Here is an 18369-nt window from a genome sequence, read left to right as displayed (position 1 = left end):
CAGTGTTACTGAACGCGCCCTCGAAGCATTCATTACCTGAGCTTTGCGGCGTAGCCTTTGCGAACGACCCTGCCAATAAAGCTATTTAGACCTTGTCCAGCGATAGCCAATTGCTTCATTTGTTCAAGGTTCGCAGAGCCGGCGCTCTGACTCGTATAGAGATAGATGGACCCATCCCCGAATTGCACCTTGATCGAAGACTGTTCGATCTCATAGGCGACAACATTCGAGTCACCCCCACGGTTTGCGTAACGTTCCATCGCGTTTCTCCCCGCTTGTTGCGATTTATGGCTTTTGAATGGTACTCACCTCTCCTTTGGAGAACAAGGTGGATTTAGAAGCAGCTCGCAAGTGGGTAGACGCGGCGGAAAGGAGCCTAATGAAAGGGACTTCCCCGTTCGGAACTAGCCAAGGGTTGGCACTACGTTTTGAAGAACCCAGATGGGAAGTGCGAACAACTCATCTGTCTTTCCTCCGGAAGGGGGAGGTGTCTGTTCGAGTGTCGGCCTTGAAAACAAGAAAACAACGGTCCGCTATGGGTCGAACCCAGCCGAATGCGGCATGCTAGATTCGCCCAAACACTTGGGTCTTCGATCAATACTCGTCGGGAAGCAGGATAGTTGTAGCTGCGCGATCAGCCTCCGTGATGATCCACACCTTCCCCGTCCCGTCCGGCAGGTTGTAGCTCGACAGCAACCGTTTTCCTGTCAACAAGGCGAGTTCGTTCGAGACAAGATCCTCTGCGCTCAGATCGCCCCAGTCACCACGGATGTGCCGCGCGAGTAGCAGCACACCCTCAATGCCAGCGGCATCGAGTGCGGCCTGAGCGGCAGGAGTGATGACGGGCCGCCCCATCGGAAAACGTGGGCTATTCGTATAGCTCATGCGCGGCCCTCCAGTACGTAGTCGGCCTTCGGCCTGGCGGGATAGTGACGGTTCACCGGCTGAGTCGGGCGTGAGTCGCTACCAGGCACGACGTCATCGAGCCGTTCGATCGTCGTATGCGCGCGATTCCACTCTGTGATGACTAGCACTCGCGTTTGGTCGGGCAGGCGGTAGATCGAGATCAGACGCAGACCGGTGACGATCGACACGTCGTTCTGTCGTTTGTCGTCTTCGGACACAACGCCCCAATCACCGGCAATGTGGCGGAGCATGACACTGATAACGGGCACGCCGTTCGAGCGCAATGCTTCGATGGCCGCCGGAGCGACGAGAAGTTTTCCAGGGTGGAACAGCGGTTTGAGACGGGTAGGTTGGTACATCGAAGTCTCCTGAAAATGGACGAGCACGCCCCTCCGGTCGAGCCGGATGCGTGTGGGAAATGAGAGGAAGCCCGGCGGCGTGCGCCGGGTCGAGCGGGCCTGGGAGTTACGGCCTGTGGTTGCTCGGCCTCAGCGGAACGCCGACACCGAAATGTCTGGGCACCATCTCCCCGTGCGCTCGGAGTGTCGGGAAGAGGCTGATGACACCGGGCATCGAGGCGAGGACGCGGACAAGCTCACGTTGGCGGCGCCGCTCGAAAGCCCAGGCGGCGGCGAAGCTGATGGCCGTGATACCGGCCACGACGCCGAGTGCCTTTGTCACGGGACAGAGGCGCGGCGGTAGATGGACGAATGTCGTTTCGTGCATGGATTGCTCCAGATAAAGGGCGAGCACGGGCCTCCGGATGAACCGGATAACGTGATCGTTTGGTGATGGAAAAGAGACCGGGCACGGAACGCGCCCGGCTTATGTCGTGAGATCGGCTAGTTGTCGGCGCAAGGCAGAGGCCCTAGCCTGAGAGCAGCCGAGGTGCCGACGGATACCGGCGACGGTAGGTTTGACGGCCCCGGATTCGATATCATGCCGCAGCCGTGCGAGGTCGGATTCGGGGAGCGTGACGGTCGCTGGTACGACTTGCGGATCGGGTGACTGGACGGCTATTGGCGTAGGCGACCGGGCGGGAGGCGTCACCGGGGCCGTTCGGGCAATCACGTCGTGCGCTATTCCGTGACGATCCGTAACGGGTGACTCAGGAACCCGAGGAGCCAGTGCGACCCACCAGAGCAGACCGGCAAGCCCTTCGAGTACGGCAGCGAAACCTAGCCCCGCGAACAGATCCAGTCGCGCTTGCGATATCCCGCAGAACATCGCGAGTCGTGCCGTGACCGGATCGTCACGCGCAGTCATGCGGTGCTCGGCGTTACCGTCTTCGATCGTTTGATATCGACGGATATCGTCGGCTTCTGTATCGAGCGCATCGAGTCGGGCTGCGAGTGACGTTCGACGCGCCTGCCATGTCGGGCAGTCACGGATACAACGCCGTGCGTCCGCACGCTCCAGCGCCGCCATGACCGATGCCCGGTCAGCCATCACGGCGGTCAGTTCCCGGTGAGGCGGGATACTGGCGACTGGAATAGCCGATACGCGAAGTTCCCCTGCATGAAACTGCGATAGTAGAAAAAATGTCGCATGCCCATACGCCGCCGCCCCCATGCACCCGAGCCACAGCACGGCACCGACCACGCGCCCGCAGAGCGGAGCTGACCGGCACAGTGCAGGCAGCAGGTGCGCTCCAGCGACGAGCACGATACCGATCGCCATCCACACCAGCCGCTCGGCGAGCCACCCGCCGCGTTGCCAGCCGGCGAGCACGGACATGCTGATGGCCGTTCCCGTCGCCGCGACTGCGAGAAGCAGGGCTGGACGGACGCGGATCATGCGGCCTTCCCGCCGAGTAACGCGGCGCGTTGTTCGAGCTTGCCTCTCAGGCCAGAAGCAGGCGTCATTTCCGGTTCGGCAATACCATCACCGTGGTTGTCGCCGCGGCTGGATTCGGGCGGGTAGAACTCTTCGGCGACCGCGACGCTCTCCTCGATACTGTCCTCGAATGCACCGTTATTGAAGCCGGCATGCGCGGCGGCATCGAGCGCCGCCTGATCGAAACCCGCCGCACGGCGATGCGCATCCAGCTCGCGCGCTTCCGTGATCGCCGCTTCGAGCGTGCTGCCGGATCGCACGCCGAGATCCACGTAGTAGATCGGTGAGCGATAGCTCTGCGTCGTAGACTTGCCGCGCAGCTTCAGTTCCAGCGGCAGGCAGGCGAGCAGATTGCCCGATACCGCGCTGAAGTAATGCAGGCGGGCGGCAAGCGTCCGAATGCTGTTGAACGACGTGGTCCGGAAGATGAACGAACCCATCTCGTCCTCGTCGCCGATTAGTACATTCAAACGGCCATAGGGCTTACAGGGGCCGCCCTGGCCGAACGCGCAGCCATCCGGCGACGGGCACGGCAACTCTTCGATTCCGGCGTCACCCGCCCGGCGGCAGGTTTCGCCGTTGCCGACGCAGACGGGCCGTCCGGTTTGACGATCGAAGTACGAATACTCGGCACGCAGATTGAGATCCGGATCGTTGAACAGAAACCGCACGGGAATGGATCTTAGCTTGCCGATATTCTGTTTTCGTAGCTCGGCGTCCAACGGATGCAGCATCCAGCCATCGCGATTCTGTACCTGGGACGTGAGCGTGAACTGGTCATCCTTCTCCGGCAGCCGCTTGCCGTTCTTCTCGACGACGCGACCAATGGAGATCCGCCCGATGACGGGCGGAGTAATCGCTAAACCCTTAAGCATGGGACTTCTCCTGTATCTATACAGAGGGAGGAAAATGAAAGAAGGACAAACAGCAGGAACAGCGGAAAATCAGACCGAGACGAGAAACCGGCGTGAGCCGGGTTTCGTGATCGCATATTGCGTGGCTAGGTGCGGGGAATCTGCAAGCAGGCGTTTCAGATCGATGGCGGAACTGTCCCTGCTGCGCCGGTAGGAGACAGAACCCGTCTCGAACTGCGCCTGATCGGCTTCCCCCATTGCCTGCACAATGGTCTGCTTGAGCTGCGCCTCGACGTGCTGACGAGCCTCGATGTCCGCTCGCACGGCGACGAGATCGGCGAACGTGGCCGACAGGTGTCGGTCGCCGGTGAAGTCGACCGTGCCGCCCGTGCCCGGATACAGGCAGCGCAGCGCGCGATCGGCGGAGTCCGAACCGTCAGCAGGAGGCGGAGTGTCAGTCTCGACAAACCGCCAGAATGCCGCTTCGAGTTCGATCAGACGGGCAATAAGCCCGTCGTCACGCTTGATCCGATGCACTTCGAGCTTTTGACCGCAGAGCAGCACGGCCACATCGACTGCCTGTTTGCCTGTGACCGCGAGCTGGTGCGCAACCTGAATCTGTACGTATTCGGGTACCCCGTCGCGCCACAGCCTTGCGCCGAATTCGCCAGCCGTCTTGCATTCGAGCAGTTGCACGTCGCGACAGCCGACGACTTCCCGATCGACATTGGCGAGCATGAAGGGAACAGTTGGAGATTGCAGCACCGCATTGACGCGCCTGACCTTGTTGCCCGTCTGCTTCGTGTACGACGCGGCCACGATGGGTTCGAGCAGGGTTCCCCAGTAAATCGGTTCGCTAGTATCCTGCGGATCGGGGTGGGGCAGATTGGCATCGCGCCCGGTCTTGATCAGCCATAGTTCGAGTGGACTCATGTACGGCGAAAGCCCTACGGCTGCGGCTGCATCGGAGCCACCGATCCCGTTCTTTCTCACCTCCAGCCAATCATCGCGAGACAGGTCTTTCGTCTCGACCAGCCGGAGTGCGGGACGCTTTCGATGTCCCGTGGATTCAGGCAAAGGCATATACACCTCCCATAATGAAAGAAGCCCGGCGGGAGCGATCCCGACCGGGCTTATGACGTGATGGACATGAGCGTCAGGCGATCAGCTTCATCGCCTCGTCCCATGCGCGTTGTTTCAACGTGGCGCCTGCGCCGAACCAGGCGGCATCGCGCCGGTGATCTTCGCTACGCGCGCGGCGCGCATGGTCGACGAACTCGGTAACGCTGTTGACAAGACCCCATGCCGTGGAGGACGCCGAGGGCAAGGTGGCACCCATGCCACGGCCGGCGTACAGCGATTGCACTGCCTTGATCGCGCGATCGTTCGTCGCTGGCATCGGCATGTTCGGCCCTCCGGTCGGGTACGTGAGCACGCGCTGGAAGAACTTCTCGGCCACGGACTCGCTGACCTTGCGTTCGGAGAGCGCGCGCATGCGGACCATGAACTCGTGCCACGACGAGGTAGCTATGCCGAGCTGTCGCTTCACCGCCTGCGCGTCGAACTGCGATCGGTGCGGTACTTTCACCGCGCCAGCCGAATCGCCAAGCGCGATCTGCAACGTGTTCGAGCAGACCACGCGCACACTGGTGAACTGTGCGGTGGTCGCGAGCGTGCCGTCGCAGGCGGTAGCGAGAAGCAGGTAGCCGTTCACTTCGTCACGACCCTTGAGCAATACGGACTGGCCTGTGCGTGCGAGTGCCCAGAGCTTCTTGCCGTCCTTGAGAACGCCCGCGGTCTCCAGCTCGAAGCCGCTGACTTCGGTCAGGTCGCGGTAAAACTCAAGAATGTCTTTCGGTTGGACGACCTGATACCGTGATGAAACAACGCTCAATGCCGCCTTCGTATCTGAACGGAACAAGACGCGCTGCTCGGGGAACGCGTGAATGGACCCCAGATTGCTCGAACCACCGGAGACGTATCGGACTTCGGCCGATTCGATGTTCCAGTCCATACCCGCCTGTTTTTGCCAAACTTCAATTGGCTGTCGTGGAGAGAGTTGATTGCCCAGGCCATGCCACGGGGTTTCACCGACATAGGCCATCGATTTGACGAGATGCATGAAAAGCTCCTTGTAAGCGGCATAAAGCCCGGCATGCAGCCGAGCAGATGTGAGAAAAATGAGGGGAATGCGCTGCTGAAGGGAAAAACTACGGGTCAGGTAGATGCTTTGTGGCGGCTGAACGTGTGCCCACAGACGTGGCAACGGCAGTTATCGAGCACCTTGTCGTCGATCACCTCGCCGAACACCGAACCGGTTGCGCAGCCTGCCGTGCCGCCGATAAGGCCTGCGATCACGGCGCCTGCAATGGCACCGCACACAGCACCGGCAGGTCCGGCGAGCACACCGACCGCTGCGCCAGTCTCTGCGCCGGATAGTGCTAATGCGATACCGCTGGCCGTGCCGGCGACTGCACCAACTGCTCCGCCAGTCTTGCGAGCTCGATGGCGCATTTCGATACGATCAGACTGGCACTTCGGGCACGACGGGATCGCGCCTGATTGGGCGTTGGGTTGAGCACGGCTCTGCTGTCCATGCGGAGGGACGAAACCTTGCTCGAACGATTCGTCATCGTCGTGCTCGTGCAGGTACGCTTCGTCCGGGCCATATGGATCGCGAGGATGAGGGTAGAACCGCGGTTCATGCATGAGCAGTCGCCTCCCGCCGGATTTTGTCGCCATACTGGCGCAGGGCGATCGACGTGAGCACGCCGGCACTGAAAACAACAGCGAAGACAATCAAAAATTCGACTGGGGAAGGATAGGTAGGCATCACAGCTCCCGTATGTTCGCCAGCGCGGGATTGCGAGGGCGGAGCGGGCAGGCAGCTGCCGTGCTCGGAGCAGTGATATGTGTTTGAAAGATTTTTGACTCGGGGAAGCAGCTGGCTCGCTTAGCCTTAACGAATCAAGCAAGCATATCCAATCTGACGGATGCGCCGCCCTCGCACCGGAGACCGACCAGCTTGGACTAAACGCGAGCGACGCTGTTCCACGTCAGCCCCTAGCGCACTTTCCTGCCGCCGGTTAACATAACGCAACTGCACCGACAATTGCGTGGCACTATGAAATTCGACGACGTGAAAAGCGACACGCTGAACCTGCGCGTTTCGCCGTCCTTCAAGCTCGCCTTGAAGGCGGCTGCCGATCATGAGCAGCGCAGCATGGTCAACATGCTTGAGGTTCTGGTCGCAGATTACTGTGACGCCAAGGGGATTGCGCTTCCGAGTCAGAGCCCCACGCACGGACGCCGTGCGGCCAGCCGCCGTGCGCCAACGCCACGAACCAAGCAGCCGTGAACCTAGACCCAGAAGTGATCAACGAGACCCCTAGCATTGGGCTAGAAGCCGACACACCAAAGACACAAGCAACCATGGGCTCGATCGCCAAGCTATACAAGGCCCCGCTGCCATCCACGCGCACCGGCCCCCTCTACAATGCCTTCTCTTATCCGACGAAGATCTCGCCGGAAGCCATCGCCGTCTACATTGCCACCCATACCGATCCGGGAGCAACCGTGCTGGACGCATTCGCGGGCAGCGGCACTACGGGGCTCGCCGCTCTCCTTTGCGACCGACCCACGCCCGAAATGAAGCGAATCGCAGAGAGCTTGGGCGCGGAGCCGAAGTGGGGCCCGCGCAGTGTGCAGCTCTTTGAGATCGGCACGTTGGGTTCTTTCGTCTCCCAGACCATGTGTCACCCCCCCGCCCCCGATGAGTTCGCTGGTGCCGTCGACGAGCTTTGTCGACAGGCGGAGGCCCAGCTTGGCTGGCTTTTTGAAGCGAAGGACACGACGGGAAGGATGGGAACGCTTCGCCATGCGATCTGGTCGGACGTGCTGGTTTGCCCCCACTGCAAGACAGAGACTTCCCTGTGGGACGCCAGCGTGAAGACGAAGCCATTGGAAATGGTCGACTCGTTTCGCTGCAGGGGCTGCCGCAACCAAGTGGCCGTTGAAGCTTGCGAGCGAGCTACTGAGACCGTACGGGATGCCTTCGGGCGCAAACAACACACGAAGAAGCGCGTTCTTGCACGTGTGCATGGGCGCTGCGGGACATCCAAGTGGCAAAGACCCCCGACTGACGAGGACCGCGAGCTGCTCGCGCGGATCGCGAAAGTAAAGCTACCGAAGTCAGCACCCAACGCCGATATCGGATGGGGCGAACTGCGTCGCGCAGGCTATCACCTCGGCATAGATAAGCTTCACCATTTCTATACAAAGCGCAACTTCATCGCGATGGCCACGCTCATGGAGCTCGTCTGTGGCTTCCCTGAGAGCGTGCGCGATGCGCTGCGGCTCTTAGTCCTGAGCTACAACGCGAGCCACTCGACACTCATGACCCGTGTGGTACTCAAGAAGAGCCAGAGCGACTTCGTGCTCACGAGCGCCCAAAGCGGAGTCCTGTACATCAGCGGCCTGCCCGTGGAGAAAAACGTCATCGAAGGCGTGCGTCGCAAATCGAAGGCGTTCATCGACTCGTTCCGATTGCTGCACGGCAGCCGAAGCCGCGTGACGGTGCACAATGTTAGCAGCGAGGCGATGCCACTCAGGGCCCGCTCGGTGGACTACGTCTTCACAGATCCACCTTTCGGCGATTACATCCCCTACGCCGAGCTTAACCAAATCAACGAGCTTTGGTTAGGGCGCTCCACCGATCGGTCGCGGGAAGTGATCGTCAGCCCGTCGCAAGCCAAGGGCGTGGCCGAATACGGCTCGATGATGGGCTCGGTGTTCAAGGAAATCGCGCGAGTACTCAAGCCCAACGCCATGGCTACAGTGGTCTTCCACTCGGCGCATTCGGAAATCTGGCGCGCGCTCGCCCAAGCCTATTCGGAAGCAGGCTTCGCGGTGGAAGCTGCGAGCGTGCTCGACAAGATCCAGGCGAGCTTCAAGCAAGTCGTGTCGACCGTCTCGGTGAAAGGCGATCCGCTGTTGCTTTTGTCGAAGCGTCCCGCCGAACGAGTGAAGGCCAAGTCTAACTCCAAGATCGCCGCTGAAATCATCCGCACCGCTCGCAACGGTTCAAAGGTGGACCCGCAGCGACTCTACTCACAGTTTGTCGGCCGCTGCCTCGAACTGGGCAGGGATGTGGACATGGACGCCAAGACGTTCTACGCGCTCGCGCGTGCCGAAGGGCGAGGGCTCGTAGAGGCCACGGCGCCATGAACCAGGCCCGTAGCACATCACCCGACTTGCCCGGCCTCGACGACGCGGAGAGGCGCAAACGGCTGGGCCAATACTTCACTGGAGTGGGCCTTGGGCGTTTGCTTGCCGCGCTTGCCCTAGCGGATGAGGCTAAGAGTATTGCGGATCCGATGGCCGGTTCCGGCGACTTACTCGCCTCGTGCCTGGAGATAAACGCAAAGCCCGAACTGTTGGCAGGCATCGAGATCGACGCGGCGGCTCACGGGGCGTGCACTACTCGCCTGCCAGAGGCTCATTGCCTCTTGGGTAACGCCTTCGCGCCGGACACAATCGCGCGGCTGCCAACGACATCGTGGGACTTGGTGATCGCCAATCCCCCATATGTCCGCTACCAATCCTTCTCGGACAAGGCCGACGCTGCATATGAACTGCCCTCCGCAATGCAGATCCGCACGGATTTGCTTCGGGCGCTCGACCTGATGTCCGCGCTGGACGCCGAAGACAAGCGACTGTTCGCTCATCTGGTCGGCGGCTATTCTGGCCTGTCCGACCTGGCCGTGCCCTCGTGGATGCTCTGTGCGGCCTTGGTGAAACCAGGAGGCCGGCTGGCCCTAGTCGTCCCTCAATCGTGGCTAAGCCGCGACTATGCCACCATCGTGCACTACCTGCTGTTTCGTTGGTTTGACGTGGAATTCGTCGTGGAGGACGAGCACGCATCGTGGTTCGAAGACGCGCAGATCAAGACAACGTTGATCATCGCTAAACGGGTAAAACGCCGCGCCTCAGCTCTTTCCGAGTCCGAGGAATCCACCTACTGCCACATGACGATCTCGGCCGCCGCCGCGAGTCAGGACAGCCCCATTGGCCGCATCGCGCTGCCAGCGAAAAGCGCTGAGAGAAGCTTTGCCAAGCAAGCGCGGCTTTGGCTTCGCAATGCATCGACCCATACTACGGGGCTCGTCCGCGCACGCCCCGTATTCGTCAATCAGGCGTGCAAGAACGTGGTCGCGGCCGCCTCGCGCCAAAAGTGGTTCGTCGCTTTGGGTGAAACGAAGGCTCACACCACCGCAGGCGTCTACATCCCGCACGAAATTCACGATTGGCTTGCGCAGCGCACACTAGCGCCGCTCTTCGAGAGCTTCGAGTCGCAAGGAGTTCGCGTTGGCCAAGGCCTCAGAACCGGAGCCAATGGCTTCTTCTACGCCGACGGCAAGGTGAATGGCGAGGACGTCGAGCTGTCGTTTTCGGGGCCCCTTGTTGGACTGAGCGCCAAAGTCCCGCTTGCCATCGCGAAACCCGCGCTGCGCCGCCAATCGGAGCTACCGGCCGGCTTCGTCGTCTCGGCTGCCAATGTAAAGGGCTGGGCGCTGGACCTGAGAGGTCACGCGCTGCCCAAAGACATAGGGGATGGCGACTTATTGTCCGCGCCCTACGAGCTCCTACCGGAGGATGTAGCCAAGATCGTCAACGCCGCCGCGCAAGCGAACTTTGGCACGTCCGAGAAACCGCAAAAGATCTGGGAGCTTACTGCGGTCTCGCCTAACATCCGGCCGGCTTCGCGCCGCGCGCCTGCTCGCCATTGGTATATGTTGCCGGACTTCGCACCTCGTCACATGCCTGATGTACTTCTCGCGCGCGTGAACTCGGCGACGCCCAAGGCTTACCTCAATGAAGCCCGTGCGTGTCTAATCGATGCGAACTTTTCGACCATGTGGACCATGGAGAAGTCGCAGTGGGCGGCCCCGGCGCTTCTGGCCTTCATGAACTGCGCTTGGGCGCAAGCGGTGATTGAGTGCTCCGGCGCGGTGATGGGCGGCGGCGCCCTGAAAGTGGAGGCGACTCACCTGCGCCGCCTCCCTGTTCCGCCATTTGACGAAGTCCAGTTGCGGAAGTTGTCCGAACTCGGCGAAAGGCTGGCGGATGGCAACGACGTGCAAGATACAATGGCAGTCATCGACGAGATTGTCGCGCAAGCGTTGCAATGTGACGAGACAAGCACGGCTGAACTAAGACGGATCGCGCGCGCGGGGCAAGCGCGACGCTCCAAGCACAATAGAAAACGAGGGGAAAACGATGGGGACAACGTATGTTGAGGCCCAAGGCAGAGCATTCCTGAAGGAAGCCGTCAGCCTCATGTCCAACGGCAAGGCGGAGGATGTGCTACGTCACGCTCTGTCGGCCAAGCTACCGCTGATGTTCCCCGATGAGCCTTGGTGGATCAAGGCGCACGTTACCGGCACTGAGTCACTTGCGAAGTTTCACGAATTCGGTGCGAAGAAGTATGGCTTCGTAGATGTGCTCGTTGGCTCCACTGTCATCGAATACGAGAGGGATCTTGACGCACTGGGGACGTTCGCCCACGGGGAACACCAAGTAAAACAGTATTGCGCCTCACGACTCAACGAAGGCACGCCTCCGGACCTTCTGGTTGGCGTGCTTTCCGATACCGTTCACTGGTACGCGTTCCGAGTCGCGGAAGTCAAGGAGATATCAGCCGTCCCTGGGGCTACGACCTACGGCCCCGAACACATTGAGCTTGCCCTAACAGAATATTGCGACTTGTCGGCTGCGGGCGCGGTCGAAGCCAAAAAGCTTGGCGAGTTCTTGGTGCGGTACCTCGGGCGCGAAGGTGGTCGACTACTCGCCGCCTCTACCCTCGCTCATGACTTGGGCTTCGAGAGCTCGTTTTGTCAAACCCACCTGGATCCAATCAACAAGCTCGTCAACGCCGCCTTCGCGAGCGACCCGGCGTATGCAGGCCTGATAAAAAAGCTATGGACTGACTTCGTATCCTATCTCGGGGGCGAGACCGCCGCAGGAAAGTTCGATACGACTTCCTACGTCGGCGAACTCTACATCTTGACCTTGGCCAAACTCATTTGCGCCAACGTTTTAAGCAGCAAGAGACTCACGAGTGACGACGCGGAGCTGCACTCTATTCTGGATGGGACTTTCTTCAAGGCCAGAGGGCTACCGAACCTAGTCGAATATGACTATTTCGGCTGGCTTAACGCTAGCCCCTACGTCGCGAACCTGATCGAGGTTGCCCGCGACATCCAGGACGACCTCCGCGCCTACGATTTCGAATCACTTCCAGCGGAAGATCTGTTCGGCTCTCTCATGGCTCAGCTCGCCGCTCGCTCGCAACGCTTGCTCCTCGGCCAAGAATGGACTCCTGCGTGGCTCGCCGCGAAACTGGTGGAATTCGCGTTATCGAAGATCCCGATGGATCAGCAACCAAGGTTCCTCGACATGTGCTGTGGCTCTGGCGCGATGGTCGTGGAGACCGTCAAGGGCGCCCAAGCACGGCTCCTCGCGGCCGGCGCAACGCCAGGAGACCCGGCGGCGCTAAGTGAGCTGACCTCCGCGATCACGGCCTTCGATATCGATCCACTCGCGGTAATGCTGGCGAAGGTCGGTTGGGTGTTGGCAAGTAGAGACTGGCTCGCTCCAGGGTATGAAGCGCAGATTCCCGTGTATCACGCCGACTCGCTATTTGCTAATACGCCCGTTACCAAGGTTTTCAGCGCGACGGGTGACGAGCAGCGCAAGCTGAGGCTCGACACGGAAGAGGTGGAACTTCCACAGTTTTTGATTGAGCCGAAACGGCAAGCTCTATTTGATGCCCTACTGTCGCGCGGTTACGAGATGGCCATGAGCAGTGCTGCTGCGGCCAAGACCACGCTCGAAGACAATGACATCGAGGTCATGATAGACGCCGTCGCGGCCGACACCGGGGCGTCCCTTACGGCTGATGAGCGAGCCGCGACCATTCTCTTCTTGGGGGAACTGCTTCGCGCGCTCGAAACGCTACAAAGGGCCGGACGCAACGGCATCTGGGCGTTTGTGCTTAGAAATAGTTTCCGCCCTGCATTGGTCGCGGGTCGCTTCAATGGAATCGTCACCAACCCGCCGTGGCTCGCCCTGAGCCGCATCGGGAGCAATCCTTATCGCGACGCACTGAAGAACAAAGCTGAACTGTACGGGATCAAGGCGCCAGGCGCCTCGCATCTGCATGTCGAAATGGCGACTATCTTCTTGCTGCACGCCATCGACCGCTATCTGGCTTCGGGGGCGGTAGTCGCTTGTGTGCTGCCCGACACGGTGCTCAACGGCTCGCACCATGAGCCATTTCGGTCGGCCGGGTATCTGTCGGCAAAACGCCCAGTCGTTTTCGATCCTAAGGAGATCTGGAAAGTCGCGGGCCAGACCTTCAAGAACGAAGCGATCGTACTGTTTGGCCGCAAAGCTAGGCCCCAAGCGTCGCCCACGAAGTTCCTCGGACGCGAAGTTAGCCGTTCATTCGACGTGAAAACGGTGTTTCACATCGTCTCATCCGGTGGCAAAACGGCCTGGACCGCAGCGCCGCCCGCCTCAACAGCCATAAAGGTGAGCACCGCCAGTTCAGTGGGCCCCCTATTTCGGCAAGGCGCGGATGTGATGCCGCGCGGCATCATCTTCCACGCCACCACGAAGACGGGACCATCTTGGCATCTCGGCCCGATTCCCTCAGGCTCGCCACTCTACTTCCTGCGCTCTGAGGGCAAAAAATTGGCGGACTTCGCCCTCAACGCCAGTGGCGTGAGTGACAAAGTGATGTTCGATGTGCTTCTTTCAAAGCATTTGGCTCCTTGGGAACTGGCGGCCGGCTCGAAGGCATTATTGCCATTTAAATGGGGCACCGGCGGTTGGGAGGCTCGCACGGGATCTGGCGTCGCGGCACTGGGCGTTTCAACAGCTGGTGCGATTAGAAACGCCCTGACAGCCAACAACGAGACAATCGATGAGTTCTTCGCTCGAGTCGACACTGATCGCAAGAAGCTCACAAACCAAGGTTGGAGCGACCAAGACTATCTTATTTTCGCCTCGGCAGGCGGAAAGCTACCCTGCGCAGCGTACGTCCGGGGCGACCAGATTCCGTGCTTGAAAACGATCATCGACCAGACGCTTTACTGGGGGCGCGTTTCGAATGAAGACGAGGCCATTTACATTACAGCGTTGATCAACAGCCCTGCGGTTATCGACGTGATCGTGGCACATCAGCCTCGTGGTGCCTTTGGCGAACGGCACATCCATAAGCTTGCCTTCGACCGGACTCCCGCATTCGACCCCACATCAGCGCAACACGTTGCTGTGGTCAGTGCCGCTAAAGCGTTGCTCGATGAATGGTCGATCCGCCGGACAGAGCCCGATATTCCTCCGTTGCTTGCCCCCGAGGTGCACATGATCACGCGGCGAAAAAAGATTCGTGCGGCCTTGGCATCATTGCCGTCTTGGGATGTCTACGAGGCCGTGACCCGTAGCGTATACGAAAGCGAAAGCTAGTTTGGGTCATGCACGGCCGCGCCGATTCGGCGCTGAGGCCTCACTCTGTCGACCGAACCGCGAAGGCCCTACGTTTGCGGCGATTTTTGTTTTGGGCGATCGCATCTCCGTCGCCGATGTTGCGGCGCAGCAGACGACGCGCTATCATTGTAATTGTTTCCTCTGATATGGATTCAGCCCGCCTCTTCAGGCGGGCTTTTTTTCATGCTCCCCCGGCCGGGCGCACTCATTTGGAGGTGAAAAGTCTCTGGAGACTCGATGCGAGCCGACGAAGCGCAAGCCCGTGAGGGTGGCGCCGTAACGCCGGAATTGGAGTCGAACCCTGAGAGGCTAGACGAAGGCGACCGCATCGAGCTTCGCCCGCATCCGATCATGGTTGCAAATGTCCGTAATGCTTGTCGATCACTTCAGTCGACGTCCCCGCTATCGTAGCCATCTCAAAGCTGTCGATGCGGCTCGCGACCATTTCCACTGATCGCCGTATGGCGAAGCGAGTACGTCGCAACCAAACCAGGGATCTATACGGCGGAACGATTCGTTCAGGCGCGAGGGCAACGAGAGATAGGCGAGTACGATCCGCTGTCGTCCACACCAATGATCGGGGAACAGTAACTGCCGATATGCGAAACGTTACCGCGATCGGCCCTCATGCGGCCCTAACGTCATCGCGTAGCGCATCTAGAAAGCCGGAATCGCGCCGAAACCCTTATCAGACTTGGCGCGCCCGGCTGGGATCGAACCAGCAACCCCTGCCTTCGGAGGGCAGTACTCTATCCATTGAGCTACGGGCGCTTACGGATGCGATGCGACCCTAGATGTTCGCAACGCGTAGCAAGATTGCAAGGATACCTTGTTTCCGCTGGACCGTCCACCGCGGCCCAGCATCCGCCCAGGGCTTCCGCATGAAGGCCCCATGAATCAAGGCTGAGAGCGGAAAAGGTTGTTGTAAACATTTGGCGTCTCAGGTTTACTCTCGATTTTTGCCGGACGAGAGATGCCAACGATCATGGACGCGTTTGCCGAACTGCGAGACCCGCGCTGCCGCGCCTGCCGTTATCCGCTGGAGGAAGTCCTGTTTGCGGCGCTGTGCGCGGTGCTGTGCGGCGTGGAGGACTGGGAAACGATGACACTGTGGGGCCGCACGCAGCTTGCTTGGCTGCGTAGCCATCTGGCGTATGAGAACGGCGTGCCGTCGCCCGATACGTTCCGGCGGGTATTCGGCGCGCTCAGTGCGAAAGCGTTTGAGCGCTGCTTCATCGACTGGGTCGGGCAACTGTGTCCGGCGCTGGCTGGCCAGCATGTGGCGATTGACGGCAAGGCGGTGCGCGGCAACCGTAGCGGCACGCATGCGGCGCTGCATTTGGTGTCGGCATGGTGCTCGAACAACGGCTTGAGCCTCGGGCAAGTGAGCACGGTCGATAAGAGCAATGAGATCACGGCGATCCCGGAATTGCTGGCCGCGCTCGATCTGCAGGGCGCGACGATAACGATCGACGCGATCGGCACGCAGCACGAGATCGCACGCACGATCGTGGAGGCCGGGGCCGACTACGTTCTGGCGGTCAAGGACAATCAGCCGCGACTGGCCGAAGGCGTGCGCCAGTGGTTTGCGGCTGCCCAGGACGGCAAGCTCGAAAGCTCGTACTGGGAGCACACCGAACATGACAAAGGCCACGGGCGGCTGGAGACCCGGGTTTGCCGGGTCAGCGATGATGTGGCGTGGCTGAGCGGGACAGGACAGCACTGGGCGGGTCTCCAGCGGCTGGTGATGCTCGAGCGCACACGCCAGATTGGCGAGAAAGTGACGACCGAGCGCTGTTACTACATCAGCTCGAAAGCGGTGAAAGCAACTGAGATGGCTCCGATCATCCGTGCTCATTGGGGCATCGAAAACCAACTGCACTGGGTCCTCGATGTCTCGTGGGGCGAGGATGCCAGCCTGATCCGCGACACCCTGGCCGCCCGCAACATGGCCAGTCTGCGCAAGATCACACTCAATCTCGCCCGGCTGGCTCAGAGTCGGCAGCCCAAGAAGGTGAGCCTGAAGAACATCCGTAACCTCGCCGCATGGGATACCGCTATGCGTGACTCCATCCTCGGCCTTGCCTGACATGCCTCTTCATGCGGAAGCCCTGCAGCATCCGCCAGGGCTTCCGCATGAAAGCCCTTGTCATTGAAGGCCGAGAATGGAACTTCGCAGATCGGGATCCCAGGCGGCAAGGTTGCGGATGTTTTTGAGGCTGACCTGTTGTTGAGCCAGCCGGGCCAGATTGAGGGTCATTTTGCGCAAGGTCGCCATGTTGCGGGCGGCGATCTTGTCGCGGATCAGGCAGGCATCTTCGGCCCACGAGACATCGAGCACCCAGTGCAGTTGGTTCTCGATGCCCCAATGAGCCCGGATCAGTTGCATCATTTCCGCCGCCTTGGCCGGTTTCGAGCTGATGTAGTAGCGCTGCTCGGTCGTGAGCTTCTCGCCGATATGGGGTGTGCTCTCGACCATCACCAGCCGCTTGATGCCGGCCCAGTGCCGACACAGCCAGTCCACGTCCTCGCCGACGCGGCAGATTCGGGTTTCGAGGCGGCCGTGCGCCTTGTCATGCTCGACTTGCTCCCAGTAGGAGTGCTCCAACTGGTCCTGCCGGGCCGCGACGAACCACTGACGAATCCCTTCGGCCAGCTTCGGCGGTTCTCCTTGACCGCCAGCACGTAGTCCGCCTTGGCCTCGACAAGGGTTCGCGCAATCTCGTGCTGGGTGCCCATTGCATCGATGCTCACCGTCGCGCCGGTCAACTCCAGCGCCTTCAGCAATTCCGGAATCGCCGTCAGCTCGCTGCTCTTATCGGCCGTGCTCACTTGCGCCAAGCTCAATCCGTTATTCGGGCACCACGCCGAGACCAGATGCAGCGCCGATGCCTCGCGGCTGCGGCTGCCTCGCACGCTCTTGCCGTCGATCGCCACGTGCTGGCCGGCAAGGCTCGGGCATAAGCCGCTGATCGAGGCAATCTCTCGGGCAAAAGTCGAGCGTAAACCTCAACCGATTCTTGTTTACAACCCCCCTCCGGCTCCCATCCCTTTGTTTATCGAGGCCTTCATACGAAAGCCCCGCAGCATCCGCCCCGCCGCCTTCTGGCATCGCCCCGCCAAGCACCCCAAGCCCCGACGTGCGGGTAAACACGCGCCGGCCGATCGCTCGCCGCCATGTAAACGTTCCGTCGTCTATAATCGACCGAGCTTCACCCCCAGCCATTCATTGCCGTACCGCTCACAATTCCTATTCACGGAGACGAGGCAAGCATGAGCGAAGCATCCCACGGAGCCCCCATCAAAACCCCCGGGCAACTCATCGCAGTTATCATCGCTTCATTCGTCATCCCGATCGCGATCATCGTCCTGTTCGCCACCTACGCCAATCACGCGTTCCGCACGGGCGCCGGCACCGACGGCCTGTCCGACGAAGCCATCGCGAAACGCATCGCCCCCATCGCGCAGGTCGACATCAAGGACGCGAATGCGCCGCGCGTCTACAAATCAGGCGAGGAAGTCTACAAGGCCGTCTGTGTAACCTGCCACGGCACCGGCGCGGCCGGCGCGCCGAAGTTCGGCGACACCGCCGCCTGGGCGCCGCGCATCGCCGCCGGCTACGACGAAGTCCTGCACCTCGCGCTGACCGGCAAGGGCGCAATGCCGCCGCGCGGCGGCACGAACCCCGACGACTATAGCGACTACGAAATCGCGCGCGCAGTCGTCTATATGGCAAATCAGGGCGGCGCGAAGTTCGCCGAACCGGCACAGCCCGCCGCAAACGCGGCCCCCGCCTCGGGCGCGTCCGCGCCGGGCGCATCCGATGCGACGGCCGCCAACGCGCAGGCCGCCGCCGCAATGGCCGCGATCGCCGCGTTGCCGAAATCCGGCGAAGCGCCCGCGGCCGGTGCAAACGCGGAAAACTCGGCGTCGGCCGGCAAGGCGCTGTACGAATCGACGTGCCAGGCCTGTCACGCCACCGGCGTGCTGAACGCGCCGAAGTTCGGCAACAAGGCCGACTGGGCGCCGCGCCTGAAGGATTCGATGGATACCGTCTACAACTACGCGCTGCACGGCAAGGGCGCGATGCCGCCGAAGGGCGGCTCGAGCGCGTCGGACGCCGACGTGAAGGCGGCGGTCGATTACATGGTCAACGCCGCCAAGTAACACGCGCGCCACCACAACGAACGAAAAACCCCCGCGTTGCGCAAGCATCGCGGGG

At 60.9% G+C, this 18369-nt stretch carries 15 protein-coding genes, 1 tRNA gene and 1 pseudogene; 6 read left to right on the top strand and 11 right to left on the bottom strand.

The genetic code is table 11. From position 1 onward, the window contains the following. Positions 1–32: 32 nt before the first annotated feature. The 9 genes from WS92_RS29430 to WS92_RS37040 form a co-directional block, all read right to left on the bottom strand. Complete coding sequence (locus tag WS92_RS29430; protein WP_059928510.1) at positions 33–260, bottom strand: hypothetical protein; 228 nt, start codon at positions 258–260, stop codon at positions 33–35. A gap of 334 nt (positions 261–594) precedes the next feature. Then, the gene (locus WS92_RS29425; protein ID WP_059928513.1) at positions 595–885 is read right to left on the bottom strand and encodes an SH3 domain-containing protein; all 291 of its coding nucleotides are present in this window, start codon (positions 883–885) and stop codon (positions 595–597) included. After that, positions 882–1265 carry a hypothetical protein gene (locus tag WS92_RS29420; RefSeq protein WP_059928532.1) on the bottom strand — a complete coding sequence of 128 codons (384 nt, stop codon included), beginning with the start codon at positions 1263–1265 and terminating at the stop codon, positions 882–884. Before WS92_RS29420 ends, WS92_RS29425 begins: the two co-directional genes overlap by 4 nt. Before the next feature lie 466 nt (positions 1266–1731). Continuing rightward, a complete protein-coding gene (locus WS92_RS33835) occupies positions 1732–2703 on the bottom strand; it encodes a hypothetical protein (RefSeq protein ID WP_082743471.1) in 972 nt (323 codons plus the stop codon). Beyond that, positions 2700–3617 carry a recombination directionality factor gene (locus WS92_RS29410; protein ID WP_059928518.1) on the bottom strand — a complete coding sequence of 306 codons (918 nt, stop codon included), beginning with the start codon at positions 3615–3617 and terminating at the stop codon, positions 2700–2702. Before WS92_RS29410 ends, WS92_RS33835 begins: the two co-directional genes overlap by 4 nt. A 69-nt stretch (positions 3618–3686) precedes the next feature. Beyond that, positions 3687–4679: a YqaJ viral recombinase family nuclease gene (locus WS92_RS29405; RefSeq protein WP_059928521.1), complete on the bottom strand. Its 993-nt coding sequence runs from the start codon at positions 4677–4679 to the stop codon at positions 3687–3689. A 73-nt stretch (positions 4680–4752) separates the two neighbouring features. After that, positions 4753–5718 carry a DUF932 domain-containing protein gene (locus tag WS92_RS29400; RefSeq protein ID WP_059928535.1) on the bottom strand — a complete coding sequence of 322 codons (966 nt, stop codon included), beginning with the start codon at positions 5716–5718 and terminating at the stop codon, positions 4753–4755. Between the two features lie 95 nt (positions 5719–5813). Continuing rightward, a complete protein-coding gene (locus WS92_RS36865; RefSeq protein ID WP_231755847.1) occupies positions 5814–6305 on the bottom strand; it encodes a hypothetical protein in 492 nt (163 codons plus the stop codon). Then, positions 6298–6429, bottom strand: coding sequence for a hypothetical protein (locus tag WS92_RS37040; RefSeq protein ID WP_269435014.1), 132 nt, complete (start codon positions 6427–6429; stop codon positions 6298–6300). Before WS92_RS37040 ends, WS92_RS36865 begins: the two co-directional genes overlap by 8 nt. 291 nt (positions 6430–6720) lie before the next feature. Here WS92_RS37040 and WS92_RS29395 point away from each other — a divergent pair, with 291 nt between their 5' ends. The 4 genes from WS92_RS29395 to WS92_RS29380 all read left to right on the top strand — a co-directional run bounded on the left by WS92_RS29395 (position 6721) and on the right by WS92_RS29380 (position 14126). After that, entirely contained in the window at positions 6721–6954 is a 234-nt protein-coding gene (locus WS92_RS29395) for a hypothetical protein (protein WP_059928524.1), read from the top strand. Positions 6955–7028: 74 nt separating this feature from the next. After that, positions 7029–8822: a DNA methyltransferase gene (locus tag WS92_RS29390; protein WP_082743472.1), complete on the top strand. Its 1794-nt coding sequence runs from the start codon at positions 7029–7031 to the stop codon at positions 8820–8822. Further along, positions 8819–10894, top strand: a complete 2076-nt coding sequence (locus tag WS92_RS29385) for an N-6 DNA methylase (protein WP_059928527.1) — start codon at positions 8819–8821, stop codon at positions 10892–10894. Before WS92_RS29390 ends, WS92_RS29385 begins: the two co-directional genes overlap by 4 nt. Before the next feature lie 40 nt (positions 10895–10934). Further along, positions 10935–14126, top strand: a complete 3192-nt coding sequence (locus WS92_RS29380) for a class I SAM-dependent methyltransferase (protein WP_197420737.1) — start codon at positions 10935–10937, stop codon at positions 14124–14126. 716 nt (positions 14127–14842) lie between these two features. Here the strand turns inward: WS92_RS29380 and WS92_RS29375 are convergent. Further along, positions 14843–14918: transfer RNA gene (locus WS92_RS29375), tRNA-Arg, on the bottom strand. Between the two features lie 202 nt (positions 14919–15120). Between WS92_RS29375 and WS92_RS29370 the strand changes: the two genes are divergently transcribed. Beyond that, positions 15121–16236: an ISAs1 family transposase gene (locus tag WS92_RS29370; protein WP_061083882.1), complete on the top strand. Its 1116-nt coding sequence runs from the start codon at positions 15121–15123 to the stop codon at positions 16234–16236. A 60-nt stretch (positions 16237–16296) separates the two neighbouring features. Here the strand turns inward: WS92_RS29370 and WS92_RS33820 are convergent. After that, positions 16297–17063, bottom strand: a pseudogene (locus tag WS92_RS33820) (ISAs1 family transposase). A 357-nt stretch (positions 17064–17420) separates the two neighbouring features. On the opposite strand from WS92_RS33820, the gene WS92_RS29360 reads away from it, so the two are divergent. Then, on the top strand, positions 17421–18314 hold the full coding sequence (locus WS92_RS29360; protein WP_006023880.1) for a c-type cytochrome: 894 nt from the start codon (positions 17421–17423) through the stop codon (positions 18312–18314). Positions 18315–18369 lie beyond the last annotated feature (55 nt).

The sequence above is a fragment of the Burkholderia sp. MSMB1588 genome (assembly GCF_001546925.1).
Taxonomy (GTDB): domain Bacteria; phylum Pseudomonadota; class Gammaproteobacteria; order Burkholderiales; family Burkholderiaceae; genus Burkholderia; species Burkholderia humptydooensis.
This window is presented reverse-complemented; position numbering and strand designations above follow the sequence as displayed.

Bases quoted from the DNA above. Each gene is read 5' to 3' on its own strand.
- WS92_RS29400 (WP_059928535.1), bottom strand. From the start codon at position 5,718: ATGCATCTCGTCAAATCGATGGCCTATGTCGGTGAAACCCCGTGGCAT.
- WS92_RS37040 (WP_269435014.1), bottom strand. From the start codon at position 6,429: ATGCCTACCTATCCTTCCCCAGTCGAATTTTTGATTGTCTTCGCTGTT.
- WS92_RS29405 (WP_059928521.1), bottom strand. From the start codon at position 4,679: ATGCCTTTGCCTGAATCCACGGGACATCGAAAGCGTCCCGCACTCCGG.
- WS92_RS29390 (WP_082743472.1), top strand. From the start codon at position 7,029: ATGGGCTCGATCGCCAAGCTATACAAGGCCCCGCTGCCATCCACGCGC.
- WS92_RS29395 (WP_059928524.1), top strand. From the start codon at position 6,721: ATGAAATTCGACGACGTGAAAAGCGACACGCTGAACCTGCGCGTTTCG.
- WS92_RS29420 (WP_059928532.1), bottom strand. From the start codon at position 1,265: ATGTACCAACCTACCCGTCTCAAACCGCTGTTCCACCCTGGAAAACTT.
- WS92_RS29425 (WP_059928513.1), bottom strand. From the start codon at position 885: ATGAGCTATACGAATAGCCCACGTTTTCCGATGGGGCGGCCCGTCATC.
- WS92_RS29380 (WP_197420737.1), top strand. From the start codon at position 10,935: ATGTCCAACGGCAAGGCGGAGGATGTGCTACGTCACGCTCTGTCGGCC.
- WS92_RS29385 (WP_059928527.1), top strand. From the start codon at position 8,819: ATGAACCAGGCCCGTAGCACATCACCCGACTTGCCCGGCCTCGACGAC.
- WS92_RS29360 (WP_006023880.1), top strand. From the start codon at position 17,421: ATGAGCGAAGCATCCCACGGAGCCCCCATCAAAACCCCCGGGCAACTC.
- WS92_RS33835 (WP_082743471.1), bottom strand. From the start codon at position 2,703: ATGATCCGCGTCCGTCCAGCCCTGCTTCTCGCAGTCGCGGCGACGGGA.
- WS92_RS29370 (WP_061083882.1), top strand. From the start codon at position 15,121: ATGCCAACGATCATGGACGCGTTTGCCGAACTGCGAGACCCGCGCTGC.
- WS92_RS36865 (WP_231755847.1), bottom strand. From the start codon at position 6,305: ATGCATGAACCGCGGTTCTACCCTCATCCTCGCGATCCATATGGCCCG.
- WS92_RS29410 (WP_059928518.1), bottom strand. From the start codon at position 3,617: ATGCTTAAGGGTTTAGCGATTACTCCGCCCGTCATCGGGCGGATCTCC.
- WS92_RS29430 (WP_059928510.1), bottom strand. From the start codon at position 260: ATGGAACGTTACGCAAACCGTGGGGGTGACTCGAATGTTGTCGCCTAT.